Below are 21,060 nucleotides of genomic sequence, written 5' to 3'. Positions count from 1 at the left end.
TATTTATTGAATTAGTAAGCTCATAAATCAATATTAAAAACTATTGGTAAAAACTTTTAGTATGTTTACTTTTGTGGTCGTAAAAAATGACTTCGAAAATGAAACGAAGACAAACCATAAATTTCTAAACCAAATGAATTTACACGAATATCAAGGAAAAGAATTATTAAGCAGTTTTGGCGTACGTATTCAACGTGGTATTGTAGCACAAAATGCTGATGAAGCAGTTGAAGCAGCTAAGAAATTAACTGAAGAAACTGGTACAGGTTGGCACGTAATTAAAGCACAAGTTCACGCAGGTGGTCGTGGAAAAGGTGGAGGCGTTAAATTGGCTAAAAGCTTAGATGATGTTAAAACTATAGCTGGTCAAATTATTGGAATGGATTTGGTGACACCTCAAACATCTGCTGAAGGAAAACATGTACATCAAGTATTAGTTGCTGAAGACGTATACTATCCTGGAGATTCAGAACCTGAAGAGTATTACATGTCTGTGTTATTAAATCGTAGTAACGGACGTAACATGATTATGTATTCTACAGAAGGTGGAATGGATATTGAAACTGTTGCAGAAGAAACACCACACTTGATATTTACAGAAGAGATTGACCCAGCAACTGGAATTTTACCATTTCAGGCACGTAAAGTGGCATTTAACTTAGGATTATCTGGTGCAGCTTTCAAGGATATGACAAAATTCGTTACAGCCTTATATACGGCTTATGTGAAATCTGATTCTTCTTTATTCGAAATCAACCCAGTTTTAAAAACTAGTGATGATAAAATTATGGCGGTAGATGCTAAAGTGTCTTTAGATGATAATGCTTTATTTAGACATAAAGATTTAGCTGCACTACGTGATTTACGTGAAGAGAATCCAATAGAGGTTGAAGCGGGAGAGAAAGGTCTAAACTATGTTGATCTTGACGGAAATGTAGGTTGTATGGTAAATGGAGCAGGATTGGCAATGGCCACTATGGATTTAATTAAACAAGCAGGAGGAGAGCCAGCAAACTTCTTAGATGTTGGTGGTACAGCAGATGCTGCTCGTGTTGAAGCTGCGTTCCAAATTATTTTGAAAGACCCAGCAGTAAAAGCGATCTTAATTAACATCTTTGGAGGTATCGTTCGTTGTGATCGTGTTGCTCAAGGTGTTATTGATGCTTATAAAAATATGGGAACAATCAATGTACCAATCATTGTGCGTTTGCAAGGAACTAATGCAGACATCGCGAAAGAATTAATTGATAATTCTGGTCTAGATGTGATGAGTGCTACAGAATTTCAAGAAGCAGCAGATAAAGTTCAGACTGTTCTAGCTTAAAACAATTTATAAATACCATATAAAACTCCTATGTGATAATCACATAGGAGTTTTTTTATGCTATCATTTGAATTAAATGTAGTTGATTTTTAGGTTGTAATGTTTTCAATTTTCTAAAATAGTTAAGTGTTAAATATTTAATTTTCAGAGAGTAAGACTTTTCGTTTTAACAAAATTTTAATAACTTGATGAGGTTATTAATCTAAAAATCAACTATTATGAAAAATCTTTTTCTTCTTATCATTTGTGTGTTCACTGTAAATCTAAGTACTGGACAAGCAGCAGAAGGTGTCGAATGTATACGTGGCGGTATTAATACTCGAGATATTACCAGTGCTAATCCTACCGATGTCAAATTGGAAATCCAAAACATTAGAGGGTACTTGCCAAATCAAAGCTTTGAAAATTTAAGCCATATTCCTCAAGCATCATTTCAAAATGCTAGAATTTCAATCAATGCCGCACCAACTATTGTTTTAGCTCGTTACAACCCAATGACTAATGCATTACAAATAAAGAATGGTGAAAAGATTTATAATATCGTGAAAACAGATAATTTAAAGTTGACTTTTATAGCAACTAACCAAACCTATCGAGCAATTTCACATATTGATACTAATGGTGACACTGTTATTGATTATTTCGTTTTTAACGGGAACTCTAATGATAGTAAATTACTTAAAAAAGTAGACTATAAGTATACGAAAGCTAAAGTAGCTTCAAGTGCATACGGTGCAGATAAACCTGCTAAATTAAAAAAGGTTGAAAACTACTATATCCTAAATAATTATAGAAGTCTAGTCAGCTTGTCTACCAAGAAAAAAGATATTAAGAAAGATTTTCCTAGGCAATCAGAACTGATTTTAGCTTTTATAAAAGACAATAAAATTAAAGGTAATAAGGAAACTAACTTAAAGGTGTTGGCTAATTATGTTGCTAGCATTCAGGACAATACGAGTGACGGCACGTTAGTCGCTTCAAAATAAATAAAACAGAATCGATTGCTATAAAAAGCTCTCAAATTTGAGAGCTTTTTTTGTATCTTTAGTAAGAGAATTCTGGCATAAAATTTGATTGTTAATTTCTTATTAACATTAAAATATAAGGGTATGAAAAAAATTACAATTTTAGCACTTTGTATGTTTACAGTAAACATTAGTGTAGCACAGTTAGATGGAGGTGGTTCGACAGTTTTTAGAGTTAATAATGATAACCCTAATGCTGGTCCTATAGCAAGAATTACTGGAATTGGGTTATCACCAAGTTATCAGTCATTAGGAGATCTGTTTGGTCTCAATACAATATATAATGGCTATGGTAGGAACTTCAGAGCAATAGATCATCGTAATTTTAGTTTAGACCGTTCTTTAGATGCCAGATGGCGAAGAGCTAGAATATTTATAAATGGATTACCAAATATCTTCTCGGCGCGATACAATCCAATTTTTGATAAGGTAGAAATAAAAGACCAAGACAACATCTATAACTTGATTAAAACTGAGAATGTAGAAATCACTTTTTTAGATACAAACCAAACCTATATTGTTAAATCTTATACAGATGATAAAGGCTATGAAGCACTAAATTATTTTTTACTAGATACAGATGTTAATGGTTATGAACTATTGAAGCGAGATGTGTATACACATATCATTAATAAGCGCTCTAAAAATAAAATAAAGCTTAAGAAGTCAGAGCAATTTTATATTATGCATGATGATAAACTAGTAGCTTTGAGTACAAAAAAGAAAACGATTAAAAAAGATTTTCCTGAGAATGCCAAACTGATACTAGCATTTATTAAGAAGAATAAACTTAAAAAAGATAAGAAAGATCATTTAAAACTATTAGCTAATTATATTACTAGCTTAAATCTTAACTCTATAGATAAAACGATGTTAGCATCTAACTAAACAGTTCTAGATGTTAGAATAAAGGGCTCTCAAGTTTGAGGGCCTTTTTTATGAATTAATGTTAATAAACTGCCAATCAACGTTAAACACTGTTAATTCTTACTGCTTTCTTGTAACATCTTATCATTTCATCAGTCTTTTAAGTATCAATCTAAAAAACAATTAATCATGAAAACATTAAAAATGTTAGTACTAGTCGTAGCAATTACGTTTAGTAGTGCGCTTTCTGCAAGCACAGATCCTATCAAGACTGTCGAACCAAATCCAGTTGAAGAAACAATCAGTAAATTATTGAAAAATCCATCGTTTGAATTTCCTGAAGGCTTAACTGCCGATGTAGAAATCACGATTAACGAGAACAACGAAATGGTTGTCTTATCTGTAGACACAAAAAATAAAGCTTTTGATAGTTTTATTAAAAACCGTTTGAATTACAAAAAATTATCTAAGGAAGTTATTAGTTATCAACGAAGGTTTAAATTTCCTGTAACACTTACAAAGAAAAGATAACTAGAGATTTTAGTTTATGTAAAAGCGTTCAAGATTTGGACGCTTTTTTTTAATGCCTTTTTTCTTTTATTAAGCGCTCAAGTGTTGACTTCATGAGCAGAGCGAGTTTTTTATTTTCTTTATAAATCAGTGGATATATCTTGTCATAAAGTTCCTGATTAAACTCATTTTCAGGATGTGAGCTATCAAATATAAACCAAAAAACACTTTTTATCTCACTATCATTTCTTTTTGCTAAGGCTTTGCAAAAGGCTTCTGTATCCGTTTCAAAGCGTTTGTAGATCACAAACCCGTTTCTAATATCATCGGCGCCATAAAAGCCATCAATACACATATCGATGTATTTGTTGTAGTATTGGTTAGATTCAATACAATTAATCTCACTCAAAAAACTCACCCAAGGATGATCTAAATGAAACTTTGGAGGAGGACCGCCACTTTCTTTAACTTTGTTATGAATTATTGTTGAGTCTAGAAATAATAAATCTAACATCTTATCAAAAGAGTTAGGCATTACACAAAAGAACTGTTGTTCCAAGGTTATCTTAACACCACCTTTAGATATTTTAGCACTATCCATCAAGGTATGTAGTAATTTAACATGTGCTTTATCATACGTTAGCTTAGAATTGTCACAATCTATAACTGTAATTTGTGCACTAGTTATAAAAGAAACGAGTAGAGCGAGTATAATATAGACGTGTTTGGAATTCATTATTAATTATAAATGCAATCCGCATTCCGTTTTTGGATTATTGTTCCAACGACCATTACGATCTTCGCCAGGAACCGTACAATGTTTACATCCAATGGAGTGATACCCTTTGGCTACCAATGGATGAAATGGTAAATCATGTTCCTTAATGTAAGCATCACGCTTGTCTTTAGAGATATCAAGTAACGGATAAAACTTTAGAATCTCACCACGTAGCTCAAAAATATCTAAACTCGCTCGATGATCACTTTGCCATTCCATTAAACCAGATACCCAAACCTTATATTTATTCTTGATAACATCTAAAGGCTTAACTTTATTTATTGAACAACAAAAATCTGGATTCTTGGTCCAGGTTTTGTCTTTAGAAGTGAATTCATGTTCTTCTTTTAAAGCACTTATAGATGAGACATTCAACCCATAACGCTTGGTTAGTTCTTCTTTGTACCTTAAGGTATCTTCAAAGTGATAACCAGTATCTATAAAGAAAACCTCTTGTTTCTTATTAACTTCTGAAAACAACTTAAGTAGAAATGCTGATGTTGCTGCAAATGAACTTGTTAGCATCACTTCCGAAATATCAAAATCTTTGTATAATTGCTGAATGCGCTCTGTGGCAGAAAGCGGTTTATACTTTGTATTGAGGGCTTTAATTTCTGCTTCTGAAATATTCGGAAGCACTTTTTTTACTGAAGAAATTTCAAACATAATAGGACATTAGAGATAGGCAAGTTAGTATACAATTCTGAAGAATTAACTGACTTTAATCATTTTTACGATAATGATAATTTAAGGCTTCTTTTTTTGCGGTTTTGGCATTGGACCACGCAAATGAATAATTAATCCATTGAGGAAGTTTCTTAGAATTTGGTCACCACATTCCATATAGTTTGGATGATCTTCTCGTCTAAAAAGAGCATTAAGTTCACTTTTTGAAACTCTAAAATCTACCAGCTCTAAAATTTTAATAATGTCATCATCACGTAACTTATGAGCGACTCTTAGTTTTTTAAATATATCGTTATTAGTCATAGTAATAGCTATTAATCATTAGTTAACCATTGAAATGCCTCAGGGAAATTAGAACTCCATAGCGCTTCATTATGCTCACCTCCTTCAATTATTTTATTCTGAATTTGTTCTGTTTTTACACCTTTATTTAAAAGGAGTGCCACCATTTTTTCTTGGTCTGGTACCATAGAGTCTCCTTCTTTGTCTCCTACCAAAAAGAAAAATTTAGAGTTACTAGAAATTTCTGTTGTGTTAGCTAATTCGTAGATCTTGTCACTCACCCAAAACGACGGTGAGAACACACCAGCCATACTAAATGTTTCAGGATATTTTATAGTAGCATAAAATGCCATTAATCCTCCTAGAGACGCACCAAAAATTCCTGTGTTCTTGACATCTGGTTTTGTTCTATAGGTGACATCTATATGTGGTTTTACCGTATTGATGATAAACTGTATAAAAGTGTCTCCTTTTCCACCACCATAGTCTTCATGAGGATACGGTGTTAATTCTTCTAAACGTTTTTCGTTACCATGTTCGATACCCACTATAATAACCTCTTTATCATTTAAAGTGTCTAAGTACTCATCAATTTTCCATTCGCCAACATAAGAAGTCTCAGCATCAAATAAATTCTGAGCATCAAACATATATAGTACTGGATATTTTTTTTCAGAATCCGAATATGATTTTGGTGTATAGACCCAAATGGTTTTATGTGTTTTTAATTGAGGCGCTTCAATACTAAATGTAGAGACTTGTTTTGAAGCCGTACTTTGAGCACTACAAATCAGACTAATATGTAGCAGAAAAAATAAAATTAAGGCGGTCTTTTTCATGTCTTGATTGAATAAAACGAATGTACACAAAATTTGAGAAATAGCGACCATACCGTTCATCGATAATATGTTTTGAAAGTGAAAAAATCGATGAACTGCACGTTGTTTTTAACTTTCTGACAATCAATTATTTACATTCTTTTTGCGTATGAAAGTAGGAAAAGAACGACGAATTACACTTTATTTTTCGATGACTTACAAAATATGCAGGATTATAACCTAAACAAACCTTTTAAATTTATAAAAGTAAAAATCATGAATCCCTCTGCTATGATAAATCGTGTTGAGAAATTAAGTTTGCTATCGGAGATGATAGCCTTTGCACAGACAGACGAAAATATAAAAGCAATCGAATATAAATTTCTTGCAAGCATTGCTAAACAATTGGAAATCTCTAAAGAAGACTTCGATTACCTTTTTGATCATCCTGTAACCTATGTACATCTAAAATCGCATAGCGAACGCATTGTTCAATTCCATAGATTGGTCTTATTAATGAACCTAGACAGTCAAATTTCTAATAAAGAATTAGTGAAACTTCATAATTTCGGATTGCGAATGGGATTAAGTCATGAGTCGATTAATCGTGTTTTAGATCTTATGGACAGTTTTCCAAATAAAATTGTACCACCAGACTTTTTAATTGATATCTTTAAAGTTCAGTATAATTAAGAGACTTTAAGCTTTTCTAATTTTTCTTGATACCCTTTAATATCATCCCGTAACTGTGCAGCAATAATAAAGTCGAGGGCTTTTGCAGCTTGTTCCATTAATTTACGCTTTTCACGTATTTTCTTTTCTAACTGACTTTTAGTTAAATATTCGCTTTCAGGCTCTGCAGCTCTAGCTGCTTCTAATTCATAGCTATAGGTACTTACAGAATTTTTAGATAAGGCATTATCTAAACTCTTATTTAAGGCTTTAGGTGTGATCTTGTGTTTAGTATTATACGCAATTTGCTTTTCACGCCTGTATTCGGTCTCATCTATGGTCTTTTGCATACTTCTAGTAATCTTGTCAGCATACATGATTGCTTTACCATTTAAGTTTCTCGCAGCTCTACCTACAGTTTGTGTCAATGAACGTGTCGAACGTAAAAAACCTTCTTTATCGGCATCTAAAATAGCGACCAATGATACTTCAGGTAGATCTAAACCTTCACGAAGTAAATTCACACCAACTAAGACATCAAACAATCCTTTTCTAAGGTCTTGCATAATCTCTACACGTTCTAAAGTATCAACATCACTATGAATATAGCGACATCTAATCTGAATACGATCTAGATATTTAGTAAGTTCCTCAGCCATACGTTTGGTCAATGTGGTTACCAAAGTACGTTCATCCTTTTCAACACGCTGTTGTATTTCCTCTATAAGGTCATCGATCTGATTTAAGCTTGGGCGCACTTCGATTACCGGATCTAATAATCCTGTTGGTCTAATGACCTGCTCCACATAAACGCCATCTGTTTTCTGAAGCTCATAATCTGCAGGTGTTGCACTCACATAAATGACTTGATTTTGCAAAGCCTCGAACTCTTCAAATTTTAAAGGTCGATTATCCATAGCTGCAGGTAATCTAAATCCGTATTCCACCAAATTCTCTTTCCGGCTTCGGTCACCACCATACATAGCATGTACTTGAGAAATGGTCACGTGACTTTCATCTACAACCATCAAATAATCGTCTGGAAAATAATCTAATAAGCAGAATGGTCTTGTGCCAGGCTCACGACCATCTAAGTATCTTGAATAGTTTTCAATCCCAGAGCAATAGCCTAACTCGCGAATCATTTCCAAATCAAATTCGGTACGCTCTTTTAAACGTTTTGCCTCTAAATGTTTTCCTATCTCCTTGAAATAATCGTGCTGTTTGACCAAATCATCCTGAATATCTTTAATAGCATTTTGTAAAATATCAGGAGAGGTCACAAACATATTGGCAGGATAAATATTCAATCGGTCATAATGTTCAATCACCTCATTAGTTTGAATATTAAACTGCTCAATATCTTCAATCTCATCACCAAAGAAATGGATTCGAAAGGCATCATCTGCATAACTTGGAAATACATCAACGGTATCACCTTTTATTCTAAAATTTCCATGATTAAAATCTGCTTCTGTTCTTGAGTACAGACTTTGCACCAATTTATGTAAGAGTTCGGTTCTAGAAATTTCCTGATCGACTTCTAGTGAGATAACGTTTTTCTGAAATTCAACCGGATTTCCAATACCATACAAACAGGATACCGATGCTACGACGATCACATCACGCCGACCAGACAATAGGGAAGACGTTGTACTTAAACGCATCTTCTCAATTTCCTCATTAATCGATAAATCTTTTTCGATATATACACCAGACACTGGAATATAGGCCTCAGGTTGATAGTAATCATAATAGGAGACAAAGTACTCAACAGCATTGTCTGGAAAAAACTGTTTAAACTCTGAATACAATTGTGCAGCCAGAGTTTTATTGTGGGCTAATACTAAGGTTGGTCGCTGTACTTCTTGAATCACATTAGCCACTGTAAAGGTTTTACCAGATCCTGTGACACCTAACAAGGTTTGATAGGTTTCGTTAGATTCGATACCGTTAACCAATTGTTTTATTGCCTCAGGTTGATCTCCTGTGGGTTTGAATTCGGATTGTACTTTGAAACGCATCTAACAAAGTTACAATAATGCGTTCATATTTTAAACCTAAGTGTGTTCAATTCTAGTGACTAATTTTCTGCTCTAGACTTGAGATTCTATCTTCTAAGGATTTTTGTGTTTTAAGTGCCTTTTTTAGGGCTTCAATTTCTTTATTTTGTTCTTTTATGGCATTGATAAGTACAGGAATTAAATCAGAATAATACACACCAAGTCTGTCGAGTTTTACTTTTTGTAACGTGTCGTTCTCTTCTGAAATAGGTTCCCAGGTATGGGTTTTGACCACTTCAGGAATAAGTTCTAATACATCCTGAGCAATTAATCCAAGTTTGGTGTCTTGATCTATTCTATCCTTCCATTTGAAACTTACGGGATTCATTTGTAATACTTCATTCAAGCCATAGTTTAATGTTTTAATATCTTTCTTTTCACGTCTATCAGACGTATTAATGGTGCCGTCAGTAGCCCAAAGGCCAGTCCAACGCAAGGATGAATTCCCCAGACTCATAACGTTATTTTGATCAGGAATTAAACTGGCATTAAACCGCAAAATATTACTGCCTCCATCTTCAATGGTTTCTGTTCCTATACGTAATCTGCCATCTGTTATATGAAGTCGTTCTTGAGGAGTATCTGTTCCTATTCCTGTGTTGCCGTTTCTTAATACCGTTAAGGCATTTCGTCTGTTCAATGTTATATTAGTTCCATTAAAGGTAAATGAGCCGTTAGCAACAGTAAACACCCTATTACTTGAAGGGCTATCAGGATTGTAAAGTGTATTACCAAATCCTACAACGACCTCATTTGCAGCACGAGACTCTAGCAATTCTCCTATGGCTATAGAGTTAATACCACTTGCCACTGAATCCTCTCCTATAACTACTGAATTTGCACCTGACGAAATTGAATTTCTTCCAATGGCAACAGATCTGCTTCCAGTTGATTCATTAAAATATCCTAAAGCTATTGAGTTATCACCACTCGCCTCACTATTGTTTCCTGCAGCAAATGATGATATACCGGAAGCGATTGTACTAATCCCTAATGCCGTAGCATAATTCGCTGAGGCAATAGTTGATGTTCCTGTAGCAAGCGCCGCAAAGCCAGAAACAAGGTTGTTGAATCCTAGAGTTGTAGAATAGCTAGCTTGTGATTCATTTCCACTCCCTAGTGCTATTGCAGCATAACCTTCGACCGTATTATCATCTCCCATTGCAATACCGTAGGTAGAAGATACCAGATTAGAACGACCGTGTGCAAAAGCATATTCTGCTGATATTTGGTTGCTTTGTCCAGATCCAAATGAATGATCACCAAATACTAAATTACTACGTCCAAAAGCATTGGAATAGTCTCCAGAAGAGAGGTTGTTAAAGCCCATAGCTGTGGAAAAATCACCTGGAGAAGAGCTCTGTTCACCAAAAGCAAATGATTGCTCGCCACCAGCTGTAGCAATATCTCCCATAGCAAAAGACGAATAACCTATAGAACTAGAATTGCGCCCAAATGCCACTGAAAGTTCTCCTATAGCTCCCAGTGATTCTGAAGGAAATTGCGATTCTGAAAAGTCAAGTGCTTTTTCCCCAATATTACCATGGTTATCTGGATTAGACCCTATCAATCTCCAGCCTATACCATTACTTTCATTAATAGCTTCTAGTCCAGTGACATTTTTTGCTTCGGCTGCTATTTCAGCAGCATAGGCAAATGGTACATATTGAAATTCTGTTGTACCAAAATCTATTAGACCACTGCCTGTGTCAATTTGTACATTTATCAATACCTCACCAAGGATCCACTCTACATCTCTAATATCTCCTGTCGATGTACCTTGCCCAATAGTTAAAATCACTATACCATTATCATTTGTCGTTGGCATATGTGTTTCTGTGTAGACAGTATTCATTGAGAAACCTTGTAGTAATGTAAATTGTACCTCAATAATAGAATTGCTAACTACATTTCCATTAGCATCTTTAATTAATGCTTTATAGTTGATACCTGTTTGAGCAATAGATACTAGCGCCATCAAACATGCCATAATTGTGAGTTTTGTTTTACTCACGACAGTTCTATTGTTTTTTTTGAGTGAGTGAATTTTCTTCGAAGAGTTCATAATATTAGGGTTTTATCCTTCTGTTTTATCAAAAATTATTGTTTCTTCATCTGTAGTAATAGTGAGTGAATTTTCGGTAATTGTAACAATTACTGCTGTAATGGTTTCACCCTCAAACAATACGCTAATGTTGATATCATTAGAAAGTGTGAATGTTCCTGTTTCGATGCCAAATGATTCGCAATTACCAGCATTTAGGTCAAAAGATTCTATCGTAAAAGTGCCATTATCAGAAAATTGGATATAACCTGTTTTTTCGCAATCATTGTAACTACCAGGAGTTACAGATTCATTATACCATTTTCCAGAGGTTAATAATTCACGATTTGTTGGTTGATTACCATTCCCATTGTTGTCATCATCATTACTACATCCAAAGAACGATAGTATGACTAATAGAATGCTGAGTTGTTTGTAAGTTTTCATATATTTTATTTTTTAATAATTTTTTTGGTGATGGTAGTTGTTTCAGTTTCAATTTTCAAGAAATAGGCACCAGAGCGTAAGTGTTCAACTATCATGGATTTAGAGTCTTTTAGTGACATGATTTGTTTTCCTAAGATGTCATAAAGTATGAGTTTCTGAACTTCGAGAGGCGTTGATACATGAAGCATATCTAGAGCTGGATTTGGATATACAGCAATGCTATAATTTTCAAGTTCAATGTCATCAATGTCTAAAGTTTCAAACATAAAACTTCCTTGACCTGAAGCTATTCCAGAAAAATAATCTTGTGTATTTGTATTATCAATATTTGAATTAAAAAAACTATCTAGAGCTCCACCAAGACCCATTGCAATAGGATCTGAGTTTGGCAATAACTCTATAAAACCTTGAGTTGGAGAATTGCTAATATCGAATGTAAAAATTACAAATGGTGTACCTGTTGTATGAGATACAATGCTCTGCCCTGGAGGCAAATTAATAACAAAAGCATCACGCGTACCATCACCAAATCCTGCTCCAGATAATTGTGCAGCAGTAAATTGATTGGCCGCCCATGGACGACCATTAAATTGTGAAATATTTATAATATCGGTATCGCCTGCTGGTAGCATAAGTGTAAATCCGATATCGGAAACATCGGTATCTGTTGCGTCAAAATCTGGTATCGCAACAATAGAAAAATTGTAGCCAGAATTATGTTGAATTCCAAATTGATACCCTTGTGATAGTCCAGAGAATGTAAAAGCGATAGTAAATACTATTGTGTAAAAGTTTTTCATGGTTTCTAATTTTTTGGCGGAACGGTTGTACTTATTGTAAATGTTGGTAGGCTTAAGAAATTTGCTGGATGATTAAGAATATTATCTTTGATAATATTACTATCATTTGGAGATCCAGAAAAGCGCGCAACGCTATTTAAATCAATATCCTGAAGGAGATATCCAGAAGACGCATATGTGATAAAATTTAGAATATTACTTGGGTCTGCTAGGATATAATCTTTAATGGCATTAACATCATTATTACTTCCAGAAAATATGATACTATCATCAGTATTAGTATCTCCAGCCCAAAGTGCTGTATCACCCGAATTTAAAATAGTCTGAGCGTTATTTCCAAAAGTTAAAAAACTACTGGTTGTAAAATCTATAATGGTTGTAGTGCTTTCTGATAAATTGATTGTAGCAGAACTCATGGCACCTAGATGGTTTCTGTGTTTTATAACAACATAGTAATTTGTTGGAGCCGCTTGCATAATTACAGATGATGTACCGTCAAAATCAACAACATCACCATCGCGTTGTACTAAAGCAGAGCGCGCATTAATAAGACGTTGATTGTCATTAGCGGCTCTTAATTCTAGCCATATCCAATCTACTATAGCATTGGTACCTGTAGTATTAAATACAGCGGCATTGCAAGTGGCATTATCTTCATACGGACTTGTTGTTGGTAATAAGTCATTTTCCCTGAGCGTATCATTCATTAATCCATTAGTTATTGGATTTAATGAAGGCCCTTGTAATAATACAATTGGGTCTATGAGAATTCTGAAATCTGCATTGATAAAGCCTTCGGAAATACTAACACCTGAAGCACTTAACTCTTGTATGCTAGTTTCACCAATAGTATATAGTATTTGTATGTCTCCAGAACTTACTGAAGCACCTCCATTATCAATACTGAATTTTTCAATAGTTTGCGCATTTATGTAGATACTGCTTAATACAAGTAACATACAGTTGTAAAATATTCTATTTTTCATTTGTTTGTACGTTTAGATAATTGAAATTCGATCTAGCAAATCGTCACAAAAATGACAATGAAATCACCACCAGCAATGCCATCATCATCGCCATCAATGGTAAGATTATTAGCATCAAGAAGTTGATTGATACCATTCCCTTTTAGAATTACAGGTACACCACTAAAGCAATTTTCAGAAAGGTCAAAATAACTTTGATCAGTTGTAATGGTCAATCGAGTATCACCATTAGACCAATTCATAGTTCCAGTGCCAGTACCATCATCTCCAATAAGTATTGAACTGCCAATCACTGCAGAAGATATATTCATAGGAGCACTAAAGTCAATAGAAAATGAGATGCGACTACCAGAGATAAATATGAAATCAGTATAGTTTGGAGTATCATTATCTGGTGCAGTAATTGTGGTTACATTAAATGAGGGGTTATTATTAAGAATGACCCATTTAGTACCATCATAACCCTCAAAATTTTTAGTTACACTATTGTAGCGCATGGTGCCTTCTGTTGGAGCTGTGTTGTCATCGGCAATTTTAATTTTACCATTAACATCTAGTTTTTGTTCAGCACTAGAGCTTCCTACAGCTATATTTCCTGAATCTCGATAAATATCATTTCCAGATTTTTCCCAGGAAGAATCAGCAGAACTAAGCGCATAAGGCACTGTTTTGAATTGTGACGACCCCATGTCTACTAATCCGTTTCCAGTATCAATTTCTACTTTCAAAAAATGCGGATTGCTACTCCAGTCTATATTAGAGAAGTTTCCCAATGATGAGGTGCCTTCTCCAATATTTAAGACTATAAATCCGTTGTTGCTTGTTGTTTCAACATGAGTTTCTTGATAAATCGTATCTGAATTTTCTTGAATAGATAGCTGAATGCTTACAGATTGATTAACTATAGCATTTCCGTTATCATCTTTGATAAGAGCTTTGTAATTGATTCCATTTTGAGCATAACTTAAATAGGTTAAGCATAAAATAAGTAGTGTTAATTTTACTTTCATGATTTGAATTTTAAATAAAAAAGGGAATAACGTTTACGCTACGTTTTTTTGTTACTCCCTTTTCTCAATTGATTAATAGCGTCTTTAATATTGTTTATAAAATTTTATTGTTTTGATAATCTCATTTTTCAAAAGGATATTGAGTTTATAAGTCCCTTTTTTTAGATGATCGATACTTAGGTATATCTTTTCATCTTCTTTTTCTTTTGGATTGTTATCCATCTTAAACTTTAGCTATTGAATTCTTTATTGATGTAAAATTATAATGAAGACACAGGAGGGAGTGGAAGATATGTTTCAAAGTATGAAACATATGTAACATGTATTTAAATTGTGTTTTAAACTATTGAAAATCAATAATTTAAAACACATTTCATTTTTTAGATAAATACGCGTTGGGTGTGCAGTTATAAGTGTCTTTAAAGCACTTAATAAAGTATGAAGGTGTATTAAAACCTATTTGGTAGGCTATTTCGGAAACGGTAGCATCTGACTTTTTAAGTAGATCTATAGACAGTTTTAAACGCTGTGCTCTAATAAATTCTGATGTACTCATATTAACAATAGCCTTTAGTTTTCTATGTAGTTGTGTCCTACTCATATGCATGGCTTCTGAAAATGCTTCACTAGTAAAATCTGTATTAGTTATTTTTTCATCTAATACTAATTTTAATCGTTTTAGAAACTCAGCTTCAGTAGAGGTAATAGATATCTCAGGATTTATAGTGAAATCTTTACTAAAATGCTTTTGAAGTTGTTGTCTGTTTTCTATAAGTTTTTTTACTCTAAGCTGAAGTTTTTCGCTATTAAATGGTTTGGTAATATAGGCATCAGCTCCAGTTTTTAGGCCTTCAATCTCATTCTCTTCACCAACCTTGGCTGTTAGTAAAATAATTGGTACATGACTTGTGAGTTCATTGTATTTTAGAGTGTTACATAACGCAATACCATCTTGAATTGGCATCATAATATCACTAATGATGATATCTGGAATATGTTGTAACGCCATCTCTATTCCAGTTTTTCCGTTTTCTGCTTCAATAACTTGATAACTATTCTTAAAAATTGAAGATACAAATGCTCTTATGTCTTTATCATCTTCAACAATTAATAAAAGTGGATCATCATGGTTTTTATTTATGTTGTTATCTAATACATCTAAAGCTATTTGATTTCTAGTTTCAGTTTTAATTTCTGAAGATGTAAAGGCATCTTTAGAAATAGGAAGTGTAACTGTAAATTGCACTTTATTTTGATCTACTGTATTGGCTGTAATATTTCCTTTTGATAAATTAACTAATTCTTTAACGAGTGCTAAACCGACTCCAACACCATCAGAAGCCTCATTATCTTGATAGAATCGTTGAAATAATTTTTCAAAGTCTTTTTTAGAAATACTAGTGTTAACGTTGATTATTGATAAGACTAACGAAGTGTCTAAGGCATTAGCATCTATTATTATTTCTGTATGCTCTGGTGCATATTTAATGGCATTTGATAATAAGTTGGATGCTATTTTTTCGATTAAATCAACATCGTACCATGCTGTAGTAAGGTTTTCGATACGACTATTAATATGAATATGTTTGTTGTTTGCCTTGTATTGAAAAGCAGCAATAATCTGTTTTAAAAGGACATTTAGATTTCCTTTCTCAACCTGTAATCGTAATTGACCTGAATCTATAAGTGAAAGATCTAACATTTGATTAACCAGATTAAGTAATCTGTTTGCATTTTGCTTAACCAAGTTAAGTTCTTTACGATCTTTTGGGTCTAAAGCTTTTCTAGATAGTTGTTGGTCAATCGGACCCGAAATAAGTGTTAAAGGCGTTCTAAACTCATGAGAAATATTGGTGTATAATTTGGTTTTAAATTCATCTAATTGTTTGAGACGTTCAGTTTCTGCATGTTCTAAGCGTACTTGAGTTTCTAATTTCCACTTAAATTTAAAATAACTAAAAATGGCAAAAACCCCTAAACCAATTAGCAGCACATACATACTATAAGCTAAGTTTGTTTTATACCAAGGTTTTAATATCTCAAATGAATAGGTTTTAGGCGTTTTGTTCCAAACACCTTCATAATTACTTGATGTGACTAGAAACGTATATGTATTGGGAGGCAAATTTGTATAATGCGCAACATTGTTGTAATTAGGTATAGACCAGTCTTCATCATGATTAATAAGTTTGTAGCGATAGAGATTTTTTGATGGCTCAGAAAAGTGTAAACTAGCAAAGGTAAAGGTTAAGGTATTTTGATCATGACGAAATGTTTCAGATGATGCCATTTCTTGTTTCTTATTAAATATTTCAAATTTTGAAATAACAGTTTTAGGCTTCACTTGATTAGTAGTTAAATCACTTGGAGAGAACCAATTAACGCCTTCTAGTCCGCCAAAGAACAGTGTACCATCATTAGCTTTAAAATACGCTCCAGTGTTAAATTCAAAAGATTGTAGTCCACTGTTTTCTGAATAATTTTCAGCACGTCGCTTTTGCTCGTCTTGTGGGTTAAATCGGGTGATTCCTTTGTTAGAACTCAACCATAAATTTCCGTTTTCATCTGGTAAGATTGCATAAATAACATTATTAGATAAACCATATTCAAGAGCATAAGTTTTAATGTCCTTACGTATAGTGTTGTATTCTTTTATACCATTTCCATTTGTACCAATCCATAGAATAGAGTCTCTAAAATATAACGACTTAATTTTATCTGTAATGTTTTGGATTGGTTCAATTATTTTAGTTTGAGCATGTAATAAAAAGAGTCCATTGTTCTCGGTTCCAATCCAAATATCGTTTGCTTTCCCTTTTTCGATGGTTCTAATGTTATTTGAAGTTAAACCTGAATTATCAGTAGAAAATTTATGAATAATACCTTTGCCTTTTTCATATAAAATAATACCACTATCTCTTGTACATAGCCAAAATTGATTCTTACTGTGTTTATAAATTTTCCAGATAGTTTCATTCTTCAATGGTTCAATAGTTTTAAACGTACCAGAGTTGTCTAATATTTGTAACCCTTTTCCTTGATGACCAATCCATAACGCACCACCATCAAACAACAAGCTCATGATTCGATTGCTATTAATTGCTGAGTTTTGCGTGGTGTAACTTTTGTAGTTGTTTTCATCTAAATTGATAGACGTTAAACCTTTTCCTGATGTTCCCAACCACATCGTTTTATTAGTATCGTAGACTATAGCTCTAGTGACATCTACAGGTATGTTTTTAGGTGTTTGTTTATTAGTAATGACATTGAATTTTGTTAGGTGTTCGTCATAATAACTCAAGCCAGCACCATCTGTTCCTAGCCACACTGTACCAGTGTAATCTTGATATAAGCATAGTACATCATTATATTGCAATGCGTATGGATTGTTCTTATTTTCGGTAAAATGAGCTACGTTATTTTTTTTATACTCAAGAATGTATAAACCATCTCCATAAGTTGCTATCCATACATTATTATTGTTGTCAATAAGTAAATCTTGAATATTTAATTTTGAAGGCAGATCAGGATGCTTAAACTTTTCAAATCTATTTGATTTTAGAGATTTATAATACAATCCATTCTCAAAACTGCCTAACCATATTGTTTTCTCTTCTGAAACTGTAATTGAACTAAAGTTTGTTTCATTGTTTTCAACCTCTACTGCCTTTATATACTTATCACTTAATTGAAATATGTGTTTGGATGTAGCGACATAACTATCGCCATCTAATTCAATAATATCATATGTATTGAGACCTTTTAATTGAGGTTTAAAAACATTTAGTGTGTCGTTTGTTTCAGAATCAATTTTAAAAAGCCCATTTCCGTAGGAACCGATATAATATTCTTTTTTTGTGTTCTGAAAAATGACACTTACATTTTTTATGGATTGTATGGGATTGAAACGTTGAGTGTTCTTGTCAAATTTTTCAAGAATCCCTGAGTTGCTAATAATCCAGAGATCATCACGTCTATCAATATATAATTTACCTAGCTTGCTATAAGTTGGTCTGGTGACATCTTCAAAGTGTTTGTTGAAAAAGGTAAAAGATCTTCCATCGTATTTGTTGAGGCCGTCTTGTGTAGCAAACCACATATAACCTGTAGAATCTTGAGCGATACTAACAACGCTATTTTGTGATAAACCTTGGGCTACAGTTAATTCACGAAACGATATTTGCTTTGAGCTTTGAGCAAAGCAATTACAACTTACTAAAAGAAGAATGACAGCAATACTACGAATCATCAATAGCTAATATTTAAACTTAAAGTTAAGTAATAATAGTGAATTGATATTCTAAAATGGAGATAACTATTTGATTGTTTATCTTTTAACCGATATTTTTGGCTATACTATGTGTTAACGCTTCAAGGCAAAGTGACCCGTAAATGTTCTTCCGTCAATTAACGTCACTGTAAACCAGTAATCGTCACTTGGTAGTGCTTGTCCATTAAGCGTGCCATCCCAACCAGCACTTTCATTGTCAAACTGCGTCAATAGTTTACCATAGCGATTAAAAATCTTGATATCAGTACCTTGATTAAATTGTGAATTGACACCATATACTTGCCAACGTTCATTATAAGGATCACCATTTGGTGTAAAGAATTTTGGAAAGCCTAGTACAGAAATCGTTTCTTCGGTAATGCCACAACCATTCATATCGCGAACAAATACGGTATGAAATCCAGGAGTCACATTGGTAAATGTATTATCAGCTTGATAATTACCATCGGGATCATCCAATGCAAATTCGTAATCACCTTCGCCTGACACTTCTATTGTAACGGTATTATTACTTGATCCTTCGGTAACAATAACATTATCTATGGTGGCGACATTAGAGGCCAACACTGTAATGGTTCTACTAGACGAGCAACCGTTAGGATCTGTAACAATGACTGTGTAATTTCCAGGCTCGTTAATATCATTAAAGGTTGTGTTGACAGCTGTTGTACTACCATTAAACAGCCATTCGTAGTAATAATTGTTAGGTTCATCATTTAAGACACCTCCAACCAAAGTAATAGTTTCAGGAAAGCTATTTAGGCAATAAATGAAAGTTTCATTATCTAATAAAACAGGTGTGTATAACACAACCAGCTCTGCGGTCGATATCGAATAGCACTGGTTATTGCTTTCAACTTTTACAAAAATAGTCTGTGTATTTGCTGATGTGTTTTGATACGTATTTGGTAGTGCATTGGTGTCTAAAAATGCATCAATTTCAGTTTCATAAAAATTTACTGAAGCGTCCATCGGAATTTGAGGTTCGATAGACGTTCTAATATCATTTAGATTGAAATTCGTAAATCCATCGACAGGATCATTGTCACAAGCTTCAAGTGGAGGAATAACAACGATATTATTTGAAATTTGCAACTCTACTTCGGCAATACTATAACAATTGGCTTGATTGACCACTCTAGCATATACGGTTTGAAAAGGAGTGGTGTTTTCAAAATTATTAGCACCTACAATGGCATTCATATTTTGTTCGGCATCATTTTCAGTAAGAAAAAAATCGCTGATAAAAATTGAAGAATCACTGTTCGTAACTAAAGTTTCTACATCAAACAAATTATAAAAGGTCAGTCCATCTTGATTCTGGTCACATTCAATCAACACCGAATCAAAGACTACAGGGTTTTCTGCATATTCTATATTAATCTCGCCAAATAGGAGGCAGGTACCTTTCGTAATTTCAACGTTATATAAACCAACGTCGTCAACCTCTAAAGATGCATTAGTTTCACCCAATAATTCTACGTCATCTTTAAACCATTTATAGGTATTTGTCGTTCCAGGTTCATTGGTTTGGATGGTAAATGTATCGTCACCACAAATGGCATTTCCATTAGCAATTAAACGGTCTGGACCTAAATCTGTGGACAATCTAAAGCTTCCAGCTTCAAGAAAAACAGCGGAGTCAAATCTAAAGTTTTGTTCATCTGCAATTACTAATTTAACATGATAAGTTTGATTAGGAATAACATTGGCCGTCGCTGTTAATATGCTGGTTTGTCCATTAAAGTTTGTAGGAGATACAGCGCCATTAAAGCCTGCAAAGTAGGCTTCGTTTTCCGCATCACATCCGGGAAGATCTGGATGAACTGTGGTCACTTTTACTGGAGTTTGTGTTCCTGGTACTAAGGCTATGTTGGTGTATTGTTGCTCTCCTATTGGGCGAATTAAAAAACCAAATAAATCAGAGAACTGACATGTATTTGGATTCCCTTCTTGATATTCTTCAGAAGCAAAAATATATCTAAAGCTAATTTGAGTAGCAATAGAGGTAAAATCAAATTCTAGAATGGTCGCATTAGTCGTATTGGTTTCATTAAGAATAGTTTCAAGATCATTATCTCCAGACCAATTTGAAGCCGTATCATCACTAAGCGTTGTATTTGGACCAGGAACATTAGATAAGCGTCCAGTGCTCATAACAAGTCCTGTTTCGAAAGGAAATGTGGTTCCAGTTGCATCAAAAAATCCGTAGCTTTCGTCTGAGTCATTAAAATTTCCGCCAACCACATTTGTAACGACAACATTATCAATACACTCACTATCAATAAGAATGTCTTCAATGAGTTGTTGTGGCGTAAACGTTTGTGAGTCTACAGTAATGTTTTGCCCAAAAACACCGAGCGAAAATAAACAACATAGAATTTTTATAGCGAATTTCATTTGCAATTTTTCCGATTGCAAAGATACACATTGAATAGCTTGTTAAGCCTTAAAAA

17 protein-coding genes are annotated in these 21,060 nt (G+C 33.6%); 5 read left to right on the top strand and 12 right to left on the bottom strand.

Annotation, left to right across the window (positions count from 1 at the left end):
- The first annotated feature begins 133 nt into the window (after positions 1-133).
- From sucC to KWG70_RS16770, 4 genes are all read left to right on the top strand, one after another.
- Entirely contained in the window at positions 134-1,324 is a 1,191-nt protein-coding gene (sucC, locus tag KWG70_RS16785) for an ADP-forming succinate--CoA ligase subunit beta (protein ID WP_230937200.1), read from the top strand.
- A 218-nt stretch (positions 1,325-1,542) separates the two neighbouring features.
- Positions 1,543-2,310, top strand: coding sequence for a hypothetical protein (locus KWG70_RS16780; protein WP_230937199.1), 768 nt, complete (start codon positions 1,543-1,545; stop codon positions 2,308-2,310).
- 123 nt (positions 2,311-2,433) lie between these two features.
- Complete coding sequence (locus KWG70_RS16775) at positions 2,434-3,237, top strand: hypothetical protein (protein WP_230937198.1); 804 nt, start codon at positions 2,434-2,436, stop codon at positions 3,235-3,237.
- 168 nt (positions 3,238-3,405) lie between these two features.
- Complete coding sequence (locus KWG70_RS16770) at positions 3,406-3,747, top strand: hypothetical protein (protein WP_230937197.1); 342 nt, start codon at positions 3,406-3,408, stop codon at positions 3,745-3,747.
- Positions 3,748-3,796: 49 nt separating this feature from the next.
- Here the strand turns inward: KWG70_RS16770 and KWG70_RS16765 are convergent, their stop codons facing one another.
- The 4 genes from KWG70_RS16765 to KWG70_RS16750 all read right to left on the bottom strand — a co-directional run bounded on the left by KWG70_RS16765 (position 3,797) and on the right by KWG70_RS16750 (position 6,312).
- Positions 3,797-4,462: a hypothetical protein gene (locus KWG70_RS16765; RefSeq protein WP_230937196.1), complete on the bottom strand. Its 666-nt coding sequence runs from the start codon at positions 4,460-4,462 to the stop codon at positions 3,797-3,799.
- A gap of 6 nt (positions 4,463-4,468) precedes the next feature.
- Positions 4,469-5,170, bottom strand: coding sequence for a phosphoadenylyl-sulfate reductase (locus KWG70_RS16760; protein ID WP_230937195.1), 702 nt, complete (start codon positions 5,168-5,170; stop codon positions 4,469-4,471).
- A gap of 81 nt (positions 5,171-5,251) precedes the next feature.
- On the bottom strand, positions 5,252-5,494 hold the full coding sequence (locus KWG70_RS16755) for a DUF1456 family protein (RefSeq protein WP_230937194.1): 243 nt from the start codon (positions 5,492-5,494) through the stop codon (positions 5,252-5,254).
- Between the two features lie 11 nt (positions 5,495-5,505).
- Positions 5,506-6,312 (bottom strand): alpha/beta hydrolase, encoded by an 807-nt coding sequence (locus tag KWG70_RS16750; protein WP_230937193.1) that lies wholly within the window; start codon positions 6,310-6,312, stop codon positions 5,506-5,508.
- A gap of 270 nt (positions 6,313-6,582) precedes the next feature.
- On the opposite strand from KWG70_RS16750, the gene KWG70_RS16745 reads away from it, so the two are divergent.
- Positions 6,583-6,984 (top strand): TerB family tellurite resistance protein, encoded by a 402-nt coding sequence (locus KWG70_RS16745; protein ID WP_230937285.1) that lies wholly within the window; start codon positions 6,583-6,585, stop codon positions 6,982-6,984.
- Here KWG70_RS16745 and uvrB read toward each other — a convergent pair.
- The 8 genes from uvrB to KWG70_RS16705 all read right to left on the bottom strand — a co-directional run bounded on the left by uvrB (position 6,981) and on the right by KWG70_RS16705 (position 21,004).
- Positions 6,981-8,987: an excinuclease ABC subunit UvrB gene (uvrB, locus tag KWG70_RS16740; RefSeq protein ID WP_230937192.1), complete on the bottom strand. Its 2,007-nt coding sequence runs from the start codon at positions 8,985-8,987 to the stop codon at positions 6,981-6,983. The genes KWG70_RS16745 and uvrB overlap by 4 nt on opposite strands.
- A 52-nt stretch (positions 8,988-9,039) precedes the next feature.
- Positions 9,040-11,091 (bottom strand): tail fiber domain-containing protein, encoded by a 2,052-nt coding sequence (locus tag KWG70_RS16735; RefSeq protein ID WP_230937191.1) that lies wholly within the window; start codon positions 11,089-11,091, stop codon positions 9,040-9,042.
- 12 nt (positions 11,092-11,103) lie between these two features.
- Positions 11,104-11,517: a lipocalin-like domain-containing protein gene (locus tag KWG70_RS16730; RefSeq protein ID WP_230937190.1), complete on the bottom strand. Its 414-nt coding sequence runs from the start codon at positions 11,515-11,517 to the stop codon at positions 11,104-11,106.
- A gap of 5 nt (positions 11,518-11,522) precedes the next feature.
- On the bottom strand, positions 11,523-12,317 hold the full coding sequence (locus KWG70_RS16725) for a T9SS type A sorting domain-containing protein (protein WP_230937189.1): 795 nt from the start codon (positions 12,315-12,317) through the stop codon (positions 11,523-11,525).
- Between the two features lie 5 nt (positions 12,318-12,322).
- Positions 12,323-13,303: a hemagglutinin protein gene (locus KWG70_RS16720; RefSeq protein ID WP_230937188.1), complete on the bottom strand. Its 981-nt coding sequence runs from the start codon at positions 13,301-13,303 to the stop codon at positions 12,323-12,325.
- 32 nt (positions 13,304-13,335) lie between these two features.
- On the bottom strand, positions 13,336-14,313 hold the full coding sequence (locus KWG70_RS16715; RefSeq protein ID WP_230937187.1) for a hypothetical protein: 978 nt from the start codon (positions 14,311-14,313) through the stop codon (positions 13,336-13,338).
- Positions 14,314-14,686: 373 nt separating this feature from the next.
- Positions 14,687-18,562 (bottom strand): two-component regulator propeller domain-containing protein, encoded by a 3,876-nt coding sequence (locus KWG70_RS16710; protein ID WP_230937186.1) that lies wholly within the window; start codon positions 18,560-18,562, stop codon positions 14,687-14,689.
- Positions 18,563-18,676: 114 nt separating this feature from the next.
- The gene (locus KWG70_RS16705) at positions 18,677-21,004 is read right to left on the bottom strand and encodes a T9SS type B sorting domain-containing protein (RefSeq protein ID WP_230937185.1); all 2,328 of its coding nucleotides are present in this window, start codon (positions 21,002-21,004) and stop codon (positions 18,677-18,679) included.
- Positions 21,005-21,060 lie beyond the last annotated feature (56 nt).

The organism is Psychroserpens luteolus, assembly GCF_021032705.1.
Lineage (GTDB): Bacteria > Bacteroidota > Bacteroidia > Flavobacteriales > Flavobacteriaceae > Psychroserpens > Psychroserpens luteolus.
Note: the sequence above shows the minus strand (reverse complement) of the source record. Positions and strands in the feature narration are given on the sequence as shown.